This is a genomic window from Spiroplasma floricola 23-6, assembly GCF_002813555.1.
Classification (GTDB): Bacteria; Bacillota_I; Bacilli_A; order Mycoplasmatales; family Mycoplasmataceae; genus Spiroplasma_A; species Spiroplasma_A floricola.
In genome coordinates this window covers 57,038-70,133 of the sequence record NZ_CP025057.1, presented here as the reverse complement: position 1 = coordinate 70,133, position 13,096 = coordinate 57,038, and the positions used below count along the sequence as shown (strand labels likewise).

Sequence of the window (13,096 nt, the reverse complement as noted above, 5' to 3'; positions counted from 1 at the left end):
CTAATAAATGAAATAAAAACCTAGATTTAGTAATCTAGATTTTTATTTAAATACTCGGATTTAAAACACCAAACAAATTCATTATTTCAATTTTCCAATAATTTTCTTATTGGCAAATAAGATAAATAAGTTATTGATATGTATATTGGCAGAGATATAGGCAACTTAATAAGTTTACTTATAAAATCCAATCACGCTGCCATTCCTTTCCAAGACATCATTCATATTTGATTTAAAAATAGACTTTGAAGAATATAGGCCACAGTATACAAAACAATTACTTTTAATAAAATTCGTTTTTCTCCTCTTGTTAAAAATACAAGCGAACCAAAAAACGCTAAAACACACTTTCCAAACATATATCCAGCATGATAACCATAATTGCTTGGCAATACAATTGCCATTAAGGTATCTGTACAAATTGCTGAAATAACTCCACACAAAGGACCAAAAATAAGTCCTAATAAAAATATTATTCAGTCTCCCAAAGCAATATGAATGTTTCCAAATATTGGAGGTATTTTATATGTAAGTCCTGTTAATATAGCACTACATGCAGCAAATAAAGATATAACTGTTAAGTGCTTTAAACTAATCTTTTTAAATGTAAAATTCTCTAAGGCAAGAGCTGAAACAAAAATTATCATAATTAAAATTCCAGCTCCTATATTTGTATATAAATAAAAGTTCATGTTATTGTCCCTCAAATCATTTATAAACTAGTGGAATAAAATATAAACTTCCACAAACTAAAATATTTTTATCTTTATTATTTGCTAAAAATATCTCTCAATTATCTATAATCTTGAATTCAGCAAATTTACTCTTATCTATTTTTCAAGCTTTTTTATGAACAAACTCTGTTAGAAATATTTCCTTTTTTAGTTCTTTAAAAACTTTTAACATTTCTATTTGATCTTTTCCTTCACTAGAACCAAATAAAATTATCAAATTATCTATATCTTTTATTTGTTTAGAAAGTTTTAAAGCTCCATCATAATTATGACAGCCATCTAAAATAAATAAGGGATCTTTTTTTAATATAGTATATCTACCAAGTGGAGATATATCAAAATGTGTGACAGATATATTTAAGTATTGTAATAATTCTAAAGCAAGTCCCTTATTAAAACTTTGAAAATATATTGGATCATTTATTTGTTTTGTATAAACTTTTGCATTATTATTAACTTTATCAATAATCTCTTTATATTTTAAGTTATCAGCACTTATAAAAATTTTTACATTTTCTTTTGCAATTAGCAACTTTTGTTGAATTATTTCTTCTATAGAAGAACCAAGTATTTCTTGATGATCTAAACCTAGAGATGTAACACAAACAGCAAGTTGTTTTTCAAAAACATTTGTAGAGTCTTTAACTCCTCCAATACCAGCTTCAATAACTGCTATATCAACTTTTTTTTCATTAAAATAAAGTATTGCAATAAAAGTTCATATTTCAAAAAAAGTAAGTTCGTATTTTTTAATTAATTCTTCATTTTCTAATAACAATCTTTTTAAGTCATTATCAGATATCATTTCTGTATTAAATTGGATTCTTTCATTTTGATATATAAAAGCAGGTGAGATGAATAAGCCTACTTTTTTAAACTTTTTTTTAAGTCCACTAAAAATAAATTGAGAAGTAGATCCTTTTCCGTTTGTACCTACAATACTAATTATATTAAAGTTATTTTGAGGATTTCCTAAATCTTTTAAAAGTTTTTTTAAATTATAATTCTTTTTAAAAATTATATCTGATGAAATTAACTCTTCTTCTACATTAATCATTTAAATACTCCTTCAAATATTTTGCAGTAAAACTTTCTTTACTTTCAATTATTTGTTCAGGTGTTCCTGTAGCAAGAATAGTTCCTCCACCACTTCCACCTTCAGGACCTAAATCTATTACATAATCTGAAACTTTTATAAAATCTAAGTTATGTTCAATAGTTAAAACAGTATTTCCTTGATTTACTAAAATATTTAAAACTTCAATTAATCTTTTTACATCATCAATGTGTAGCCCTGTTGTTGGTTCATCTAATAAAAATAAAGTTTTTCCAGTTTGTTTTTTTAATAAAAATGTTGATAACTTAACTCTTTGCGCTTCTCCCCCTGATAGAGTTGTTGCATTTTGACCAAGTTTAATATATCCTAAACCAACTGCTAAAATTGTTTCTAGCTTCTCTCTTATTTTAGGAATATTTTCAAAAAAATCATGAGCTTCTTGAACTGTCATATTTAATACATTTCAAATATTTTTTCCTCTATATTTTATTTGTAATGTCTCTTCATTATATCTTTTTCCATCACAAATCTCACAAACAACTTCAACAAAACCTAAGAATTGCATATCTACACGAACAACACCATCACCTCAACATGCATCACATCTTCCACCAGGAACATTAAAACTAAATCTTCCTTTTTTGTAACCTCTAATTTTAGATTCAGGTATTTCAGTATAAAGATCTCTTATATCATCAAAAACTGATGTATAGGTTGCTGGATTTGACCTTGGAGTTTTACCAATAGGATCTTGAGAAACATAAATTATTTTATCTATATTTTCTCACCCCTTCATTGATTTATATTTTCCAGGACGAATTAATTCTTTGTTCAGTTCTTTTTTTAAACCTTTGTAAATAACTTCTTCTACTAAAGTTGATTTTCCACTTCCACTAACTCCTGTAATAGAGATGAATTTACCTAAAGGAATTGTTACATCAATATTTTTTAAGTTATTTTCTGTAGCACCTTTAATTTCAATTTTTAATCCATTACCACCTCTACGTTTTTTTGGAGTTGGTATTGATAGCTGTTTTGATAAATATTTTCCTGTTAAAGAATTTGGATTTTTACATATTTCTTCATAAGTACCTTGAGCTGTAATATATCCTCCTTCGACTCCAGCTCCAGGACCAATATCAACAATTCAATCAGAAGCTTTCATTGTATCTTCATCATGTTCAACAACGATTAATGTATTTCCTAAATCTCTCAATTTTTTTAAAGTACTAATTAATTTATCATTATCTCTTTGATGTAATCCAATTGATGGCTCATCTAAAACATAAAGTACACCAGATAATTTTGAACCTAGCTGTTTAGCTAATCTAATTCTTTGTGCTTCTCCCCCTGATAGAGTTGTTGCACTTCTTGATAAAGTTAAATAATTTAATCCTACTTCATTTAAAAAACTAATTCTTGATACTAATTGATTCAAAACTAAGTTTGCAATTTTTTCTTGCTGCTCTGTTAAGTTTAAATTTAATAAAAATTCTAACTCTTCTTCAATTGTCATTTCCACAAATTCAGCAATTGATAAATCATTAATTTTTACACTAAGAGCCACATCATTTAATCTTTTACCATTACAAGTTTTACAGATTTTAGACATCATATATTTGCCATAATATTTTCTGTTCTCTTCTGATTTTGTTTCTATATATTTTCTTTCAATTAAATTTGCTACACCTTCAATATAATCAAAAGCTCTTAAAACATTACCACTGACTGTTACAATTTTTGTTTCAATGGGTTCTTCACTTCCATAAAGAATTACATTAATTTGTTTTTCATTTAATTGATTTATTTGTGAATTCAAATCAATTAGATAATAATCACAAAGTAGCTTAAATCTTTGTCATTCAATATTTGTTGTATCAATAATATTTTTATAATATAAAATTCCACCTTCTCTAATTGAAAGTAATGAATCAGGAATTATTAAACTTGGGTCAGCTTCTAAATTTACACCTAAACCTGAACAAGTTTCACATGCTCCATTTTTTTTATTAAAGGAAAATAAATTTGCTTCCAAATTTGGAATTGAAAAACCACATTCACTACAAGAATATTTTGTTGAGAATAATTTTGTAAAGTCATTTCTTTTAGGATAGTTAATTTTTATTAAACCATTTGAATATCCTAAACCTACTTCAATAGCAGAATAAATTCTTGATTGCAGATCCTCATCTTCTGATTTGTATATTAATCTATCAACAACAATATCAATATTATGTCTTTTATTTTGTTCTAATTCAATTTCCTCTTCTAAATTTTTTATTTCTCCATTAATCTGAACTCTTAAAAAATTTTCTTTTTTTAATTTTAATAATAGATCTTTGTGAGTCCCTTTTTTATCTCTTACAACTGGTGCTAAAATAAAAATTTGATCATCTTCTTTTGTTTCTTTTTTAATTGTTTCAATTATTTCTTTTAGTGAAGAAGTTTTAATAGGACCATGACCATTTATACAAAATGGTGTTCCTATATTTGCAAATAATAATCTTAAGTGATCATGAATTTCTGTTGTAGTACCAACAGTTGATCTTGGATTATGACTTGTAGTTTTTTGATCAATTGAAATTGCTGGACTTAAACCTTCTATTTCATCTACATCTGGTTTTTCTACAGATTTTAAAAACTGTCTTGAGAATGAAGATAATGACTCAATATATCTTCTTTCACCTTCTGCATAAATTGTATTAAATGCTAATGAAGATTTTCCACTTCCTGAAAGACCCGTAAATACAACAAGTTTTTCTTTGGGAATTTCAATATCTATATTTTTTAGATTATGTTCTCTTGCACCTTTTACAATAATTTTTTTATTCATAATTATACCTTCTAACTTTCTGCTTGTAGTTCTAAAATAAGATCTCTAAGTTCTGCAGCTTTTTCATAATTTTGTTCTTTTGCCGCAGTTAACATTTGTTTTCTTAAATCTGAAATAAAATCTTCTTTTTTCTTTTCCTTGTCTTTTCTTTTTAATTTTTTTAACTCATCAACTTTATTTCTAATTGCTGAATCAGAAATAATATCTGATATTTTTTTGATAATTGTCTTTGGAGTTATTCCATGAACTGCATTATATTCTTCTTGAATTTTTCTTCTTCTGTCAGTTTCTTCAATAGCTTCTTTCATAGCTTGAGAAGTTGAATCTGCATAAAATATAACTCTACCCTCTGAGTTTCTTGCAGCTCTACCAATTGTTTGAATTAAACTTCTAGTATTTCTTAAAAAACCTTGTTTATCTGCATCCAAAATACAGACAAGACTTACTTCAGGTACATCTAAACCTTCTCTTAATAAGTTAACTCCAACAATAACATCATAAACTCCTTTTCTTAAATCTGTTAAAACTTGATTTCTTTCTAAAGTTTTTAATTCAGAATGAAGGTAAGCAACTTTTATATTTCTTGATTGTAAATAAGTTGTAATATCTTCAGAAATTCTAATTGTAATAGCAGTTATAAAAACTTTTTGTCCTTTTTTTACAACATTATTTATTTCATCAACTATATCATTCATTTGATTTATAGTCGAGCGAATTTCAATTTGTGGATCAACTAAACCAGTAGGTCTAATTATTTGTTCAATAACTTTATTTTCTGTTAACTCTAATTCATAGGGTCCAGGTGTAGCTGAAGTATAAATTACATTTTTTAATTTTCCTACAAATTCTTCAAATTTAAGTGGTCTATTATCAATTGCACTTGGTAATCTAAATCCATGCTCAATTAAAGTTTCTTTTCTACTTCTATCTGTATTGTACATTGCATTCAATTGAGGAATCATCATATGTGATTCATCAATAATTGTTAAAAAATCATCTCCAAAATAATCTATTAATGTAAAAGGAGGAACACCTGGAGCTCTAAAATCCAAATGAGGAGAGTAATTTTCTATTCCACTACAGATTCCAAACTCGCTCATTGTTTCCATATCATATTTTGTTCTTTTCATTAATCTATCTGCTTCAATAAATTTTTTCTGATCTTGAAATCATATAACTCTTTGTTCAAGTTCTTTTCCAATATTTTCCACAACTAATTTCATTTTGTCAAAATTAGTCACATAAGCTGCAGCAGGATAAACTGTAAACATTCTTAATTTTTCTAAAACATGATTGTTTAAAATATCTATCATTTCTATAGATTCTATTTCCTCACCAAACATAGAAATTCTAATATGATATTTATCAGTTCAGCTAGGTGCAATTCTAATTACATCACCTTTTGCACTAAAATATCCCATTGCAAGATCATTTTCATCTCTTGTATATCCTGTTTGAACTAAAAAAGTTAATAAATCTTTTTTAGATAAAACTTGACCAACTTGTAGTTCAAAAAATACATCTCCATATTCCTTTGGATCTTGAGTTGCATAAATACAAGCAACTGATGCGACAACTATTGTATCTTTTCTAATCATTAATGCATTCATAGCACTTAATCTCATCATTTCCAAATCATTATTTCTTTTTGCATCTTTATCAATATATAAATCTCTTGAGGGAATATATGCTTCAGGCTGATAAAAATCAAAATTTGAAACATAATATTCTACTCTATTATTTGGAAATAGTTCTTTTAATTCTATATACAATTGCATTGCCAAAGTTTTATTGTGTGCTAAAACTAAGGTTGGCTTATTTATTTCTTTAATAACATTTGCCATTGTAAAAGTTTTTCCTGTACCTGTTGCACCCATTAATACTTGGTTTTTAACATTATTTTTTAAGCCATCAATTAATTTTATAATTGCATTTGGTTGATCCCCACTGGGTTTATAATCAGTGACCAATTCAAATTTTTGTTTTAAATTTTCCATATCTCATACTCATCTCCATTACAGGAACTAAAAAATCTAGAGCTTAGCCCCTAGAGATGTCATTTCCTAGCAATTATTTTACATAGATAAATGAAAAAAACAAGAAAAATATATAGTTCTTGTTTATATAAAGTAATTATAAAATTTTTTTTTATCCTAATTTTGTTTTTGTTTGAACTTGCTCTGTATCTTCAATATCATCTTCTGAAATTGAACCATCAGGATTTGTTTTGAAAACTTTTTTCACATTTCCCTCTTCATCAGTTATTGTGAATTCTTTTTGGTTAGATTCAAATTGAGTTGCTATTGCCATTAATATTTGAGTTTCTATTAAAAGACTAGTTTTTTCTTCATCTTTTTCAGCTTCTTTTATCAATTTATCAAAGCTTTCTTTAACTTGTTCTTTTGTGAATGTTTTATCAAGATTAAATTTCTTAGTTATTTTTTCTACTGCTTCAAATGATAACTCAGCTGCTTGTTTATTTTGCTGAGCAAACATCTCGTCAAGTTTTTTCATTAAACCATCAAGAACTGCAAATTGGAAATTTACTTTTTCTAATTGATCTTTATCTTTTTTGAATTGTTTTTGCAATTCTTTAAGTCTTTTTTCAACAGCTGTTCTTCCAAAGTTTTCTTTTGGAATATCTCATTCTTTTAGAATATCATCAATATCTTTATCTGTTATATTTACAGTTTTAGGTTGTAAATCTACAAAATTAATATCTTCATCCATTTTCATTTCTCTAACAAATGAACCATTTAATTTTATAATTGTTTCTTCTGCAATCATAACTTTCATTTTATTAAATAATTTTGCAGATTCTTCTACATATTCATGTAATGGGTTATTTTGTGCATATTGTTGTAAGTAAATACCACTTCTTAATTTTTGAGTTAAATTAATGTGTTTCTGTCAATGATAATCTAAGGTTTGAAGAATTGTTCTTCTTTCCATTTCAGAAATTACTTCATGAGGAACTGAGCTAGATTTATTTAAATAATGTTCCATCATTTTTTCTGATATTTTTTTAGCTATTTCTTGTTTTTCTAAACCTATAAAATCTACTTCTGTTAAACTTCCTTCAAAGACAAATTTTCCATCTATTTCTTGAATTAGCAATGGAATATTAATTGTTCTTTCTCCACGAACCAACTCAGAGTTTCTTTCTACAATTTCAAATGCAATTGTATAATGGAATCTTGAAAGAACAACTTTTAAAGATTCTTGTTCTAAAATTGAATCTCTTTGTGCATAAATAGCTTCACGTTGTTGTGAAAGAATATTATCATAGTCAAGAACATTTTTACGTTGATCAAAATTTAAACCTTCTAATTTTTTTTGAGCATTTGTAATTGCTCTTGTAAATAATTTAGATTTAATATGATCATCTCCAAGTTTTAAAAACATTTGTCTTAATTTTGGAGAAGAGAAACGAACCATAAGTTCATCTTCCATTGAAATATAAAATCTTGAAGTTCCTGGATCTCCTTGTCTTCCTGCTCTACCACGCAACTGATTATCAATACGTCTTGCTTCGTTACGTTCAATACCCATAACAAACAATCCACCATTTGCTTTTGCTTCATCAGAAAGTTTAATATCAGTTCCACGACCTGCCATGTTAGTTGCTAAAGTAATTGATCCTACTTGTCCTGCTTTTTCAACAATTTCTGCTTCTCTATGGTGATTTTTAGCATTAATCATTTCAAACTTTAAATTAGCTTTTTGTAAATAATGAGCTACTTGTTCTGAAGATTCAACTGAAGTTGTACCAATAAGTACAGGTCTTCCAGCTTGTGTAACTTCTTCTAGATCTCTTACTAAATGTTTTAATTTTGCATTTATTGTTCCAAAAGTTAAATCTGGTTCATCCACTCTAATAATTGGTTTATTTGTAGGACAAACAATTACTCTTGTATTATAAATTTTTAAGAATTCCTCTTCTTCAGTTTTTGCAGTACCTGTCATACCAGAAAGTTTACTATAAAGCCTGTAAAAATTTTGATAAGTAATAGTTGCAAGTGTTGTAGTTTCATCTTCTATTTCAACACCTTCTTTTGCTTGAAGTGCTTGTTGTAATCCATCACTGTATGCTCTACCTGGCATAGTTCTTCCTGTAAATTGATCAATTAAAATAATTTCACTATCTTGAACAGTATATTCAACTTCTAATTTAAATGTAAATAAAGCTTTTAAAGCATTCATAATTAAGTGGAATAGTTCAGTATTTCTAAAATCAAATAAATTCTCAATACTAAAGAATTTATGAGCTTTTTTTATTCCTGATTCTGTTAAATAAACCTGTTTTGATTCCAAGTCCATTTCTATATCAGTTTTTTGATCTAAAGTTTTTGCAAAAGAATCAGCTGCTTTATATAAATTAATTCTATTTTGACTACCTCCAGAAATAATTAATGGAGTTCTTGCCTCATCTATAAGAATTGAATCAGCTTCGTCAATAATTGCAAAATTTAATTTTCTTTGAACTTTTTGATCTAAACGATAAACCATATTATCTCTTAAATAATCAAATCCCAATTCTGAGTTTGTTGTATAAGTAATGTCTTGTGCATAGGCAAATCTTTTTTGTTCTTTTGAAAGATCTCTTCCATTTAAACCAACAGTTAAACCTAAAATATTATAAACACTTCCATTTATTTCACTATCTCTTTGAGAAAGATATTCGTTAACTGTTACAACGTGAACTCCTAAACCTGAGAGAGCATTTAAATAGGCAGGAAAAAGACCTGTTAAAGTTTTACCTTCCCCAGTTCTCATTTCTGCAATATCTCCTTGATGTAAGATAATTGCTCCAATAAGTTGAACCTTATATGCTTTTAATTTTAAAACTCTAAATGCAGCTTCTCTTACAACTGCAAAAGCTTCAACTAATAGATCGTCTAAAGTTTCTCCTTTTTCTAATCTTTCTCTAAATTCTTGGGTTTTTTTTGCTAAATCTGAATCACTTAATTTTTCATAAACTGATTCTAGTGAGATAATTTCATCAGCTATTTTTCCGTGCTTTTTAATTATCGATTTATCTCTTGCCATTAAAACTACTCCTTTTTATTAAGTCAAAATCTTAATAATTATACAATTATTATTAAGAAATATAAAGTTATAGTATTAATATTTGAAAGAATTTATAATAAATGCAAATTTTATTATATTTTATTCTTATTAAAGGTAAAATAATAAGTGGTAAAAGTTATGATATTTTTAAAAATATTAAACAATGAAAAAGTTGTTGAATCAGATTACACAGTTAAAAAATCAAAATTCATTACCTATATTTCAAAAATTAAAAGTAAAGAAGAATTAGATATTTTCTTAAAAAATAATAGAGATAAAAGCGCAACCCATAATTGCTATGCATATAGATATGGTGATGAAAAATTAACTTATGGATACAATAATGATGGAGAACCTAACGGAACAGCAGGTGAACCATTGCTAAAGTTAATTGAAGTAAATAATTTAACTAATTTAATTATTTTCGTAAAAAGATATTATAGAGGTATTAAATTAGGAACTGGGGGCTTGCAAAAAGCTTATAGTGCTAGTGCTATTAAAATGATAAAAGAAATTAATTTTAAAAAATTAGAATTTCTTTATAATATAGAAATCTGTTTTAATATCTCTGATATTAAAAGTATTAATCTATTTTTAAAAAATATATGAAATGAAATTAACTATAAATTTGTAAATGAAACTGTTTATGCCAATTTTAAACTAAAAGAATTAGAAGAATTGGATTCAATTAAAAATAAAATTAAAATAACAAAAAAAGAACAAGGATATTACTAGAAGGAGAATAAAAATGAATAAGAAAAAAGTGGTAATCATAGATGGATATCACCTTCTTCATAAGGGTTATTATGGAAGTTTAAAAAGAAAAAAAATTGCAATAAATAGAGAAGGTTATTTAATAAATGCCGTATATGTATTTGTTGCAAATATTTTTCAATTAATTCAATCAAATGAATATCATACAGTTATAGTAACATTTGATGTTGGTAAAGAATGTTGAAGAAGAGAAATCTATCCAGAATATAAAGCTACAAGAAAAGAAACACCATCTGATTTGATTCCTCAAATGCAATTGGTAAGAGATTTTTTAACCTCAGCAAATATTCCATGATATGAAAAAGTGAAATTTGAAGGTGATGATATCATGGGAACAATTGCTAGAATAGCAGTAAAACTAGGATATCAAGTAGATATAGTATCAAATGATAAAGATACATATCAATTAGTATCAGAAGATGTAAGAATTGTTTCACAACAATCAAAGAAATGTAAACAAGAAATAATAACAACAAAAGAGGTAATTGAAAAATTTGGATGTAAGCCATGTCAAATACCAGATATTAAATCTCTATTGGGAGATCAATCCGATAATATAAAAGGTGTTAGAGGTATGCATTATAGTACTGCTACAAAACTTATTTCAAAATATGGTTGTATTGAAAATGTTTATAAGAATCTAAACGATTTTCCAGAAGAACAAAGAAAAAAACTTGAACAATGTAAAGATCAAGTTTTAATGAATAAGCAAATTGCTCGTATTTTAAAAAATGTTGAAATTGGAAGAATAAATTTTAAACCTTTAAAAGTTAACTATATTAGATTTATGGGATTTTTAAAAAGAGAAAAAATGTGAGCATTCACAAAAATGATTGAAGATAAAGTACAAAAACAATTAGCAATTAGAGAAAAAAGAAAAGCAGAGGAAGAGTTGAAATCTTAAATCTGCTTTTTTATTATTAAAATTTATATAAAATAACTATTTTATTTTTTTAATCTTTGACCTTTTTCATCTACTTCATATAATCTTTGAGTTAATATTTTAATTTGTTCTTTTGAAACTCTCAATATTCCTCTATGTAAATGAATATACTTTACAGTACCATTTATTTCATATCTCATATCTCCAATTAATAAAGTAGAAACTATAGCTGAGTGATTTGCATAAATTGTAATTTGTCCATCTGCTGTTCTTACACTAACATTTTCAACTTCTAAATCATTTATATATATACCATCAGGAGTAATTATTTTCAATTTAGTTAATTGCATTATTTTTTACTTTTAAATCTTTCAATAACTTCTTGAATTGATCCTGCATACATAAATAAAATTTCAGGAATATTATCTACATCCCCTTTTAAAATTGAATCAAAAGAGTTTATTGTTTCAGCAACAGGAACGTATTTACCACTTCTTCCTGTAAATTTTTCACCAACAGTAAATGGTTGTGACATAAAGTTTCTGATTTTTCTTGCTCTATTAACAACTATTTTGTCTTCTTCTGATAGTTCTTCCATACCAAGAATTGCAATAATTGATTGTAGTTCTTTATACTTTTGTAATATTTCTTGAACTTTTAAAGCAATTTGATAATGATTTTCACCAACTATTTCAGGATCTAACATTCTTGAACTTGAGTTTAATGGATCAATAGCTGGATATATTCCAAGAGATGCTATCGTTCTGTCTAAAACAACACGAGCATCTAAATGAGTAAATGTTGTTGCAGGTGCTGGATCTGTTAAGTCATCTGCAGGAACATAAACTGCTTGAACTGAAGTAATTGATCCTTTTTGAGTAGAAGTAATTCTTTCTTGAAGTGCTCCCATTTCTGTTGCCAGTGTTGGTTGATAACCAACAGCTGAAGGCATTCTTCCAAGTAAGGCAGAAACTTCTGAACCTGCTTGTGTAAATCTAAATATATTATCAATAAATAGCAACACATCTTGATTTTTAAAATCTCTAAAATATTCAGCTATTGTCAATCCAGTAAGCGCAACTCTCATTCTTGCTCCTGGTGGTTCGTTCATTTGTCCAAAAACTAGAGATGTTTTATCAATAACACCTGCATCAATCATTTCATAATAAAGGTCATTACCTTCTCTTGTTCTTTCTCCAACTCCTGCAAAAACAGAAATTCCACCATGTGCTTTGGCAATATTGTTAATCAATTCCTGAACTAAAACTGTTTTACCAACTCCAGCTCCACCAAATAATCCAATTTTTCCACCTTTTGCAAAAGGCATCATTAAATCAATAACTTTGATTCCTGTTTCTAAAATTTCAGCAGAAGTAGCAAGCTCATCATAACTTGGAGCTAATCTATGAATAGACATTCTTTCACTTTCAACTTCAGGCTTGTCATCAATAGGATCTCCAAGCACATTAAACATTCTTCCAAGAACTTTTTCTCCAACAGGAACACTAATTGGTCCTCCAGTATTTGTACCCAGTATTCCTCTTACTAATCCTTCAGTTGGACCCATAGCAATAGTTCTAACTAAATCATCACCTATATGTTGAACAACTTCAAGAACTAATTTAACTCCGTTATTATCTAATTCTATTGTGTTGTAAAGTTTTGGCATATCCTCTTGTTTAAATTTAACGTCAACAACAGGACCCATGACTTGAACAACTTTACCTTGTGTAATTTTTTCCATA

The 13,096-nt window shown here is 27.0% G+C and carries 9 protein-coding genes; 2 read left to right on the top strand and 7 right to left on the bottom strand.

The window, feature by feature from the left end; translation table 4 throughout:
• Positions 1-26 precede the first annotated feature (26 nt).
• The 5 genes from SFLOR_RS00335 to secA form a co-directional block, all read right to left on the bottom strand.
• Positions 27-692, bottom strand: a complete 666-nt coding sequence (locus tag SFLOR_RS00335) for a folate family ECF transporter S component (protein WP_100916122.1) — start codon at positions 690-692, stop codon at positions 27-29.
• Between the two features lies 1 nt (position 693).
• Positions 694-1,791, bottom strand: coding sequence for a bifunctional folylpolyglutamate synthase/dihydrofolate synthase (locus SFLOR_RS00330; protein WP_100916121.1), 1,098 nt, complete (start codon positions 1,789-1,791; stop codon positions 694-696).
• Complete coding sequence (uvrA, locus tag SFLOR_RS00325) at positions 1,784-4,627, bottom strand: excinuclease ABC subunit UvrA (RefSeq protein ID WP_425443402.1); 2,844 nt, start codon at positions 4,625-4,627, stop codon at positions 1,784-1,786. Before uvrA ends, SFLOR_RS00330 begins: the two co-directional genes overlap by 8 nt.
• A gap of 8 nt (positions 4,628-4,635) precedes the next feature.
• Positions 4,636-6,621, bottom strand: coding sequence for an excinuclease ABC subunit UvrB (uvrB, locus tag SFLOR_RS00320; RefSeq protein ID WP_100916119.1), 1,986 nt, complete (start codon positions 6,619-6,621; stop codon positions 4,636-4,638).
• A gap of 151 nt (positions 6,622-6,772) precedes the next feature.
• Positions 6,773-9,673, bottom strand: a complete 2,901-nt coding sequence (gene secA / locus SFLOR_RS00315; RefSeq protein ID WP_100916118.1) for a preprotein translocase subunit SecA — start codon at positions 9,671-9,673, stop codon at positions 6,773-6,775.
• Between the two features lie 159 nt (positions 9,674-9,832).
• Here secA and SFLOR_RS00310 point away from each other — a divergent pair, with 159 nt between their 5' ends.
• Entirely contained in the window at positions 9,833-10,429 is a 597-nt protein-coding gene (locus SFLOR_RS00310) for an IMPACT family protein (RefSeq protein WP_157806906.1), read from the top strand.
• Between the two features lie 13 nt (positions 10,430-10,442).
• Entirely contained in the window at positions 10,443-11,372 is a 930-nt protein-coding gene (locus SFLOR_RS00305) for a 5'-3' exonuclease (RefSeq protein ID WP_100916116.1), read from the top strand.
• 41 nt (positions 11,373-11,413) lie between these two features.
• Here SFLOR_RS00305 and SFLOR_RS00300 read toward each other — a convergent pair whose 3' ends face one another.
• Complete coding sequence (locus tag SFLOR_RS00300) at positions 11,414-11,701, bottom strand: hypothetical protein (RefSeq protein ID WP_100916115.1); 288 nt, start codon at positions 11,699-11,701, stop codon at positions 11,414-11,416.
• The gene (atpD, locus tag SFLOR_RS00295; protein ID WP_100916114.1) at positions 11,701-13,095 is read right to left on the bottom strand and encodes a F0F1 ATP synthase subunit beta; all 1,395 of its coding nucleotides are present in this window, start codon (positions 13,093-13,095) and stop codon (positions 11,701-11,703) included. Before atpD ends, SFLOR_RS00300 begins: the two co-directional genes overlap by 1 nt.
• Position 13,096 lies beyond the last annotated feature (1 nt).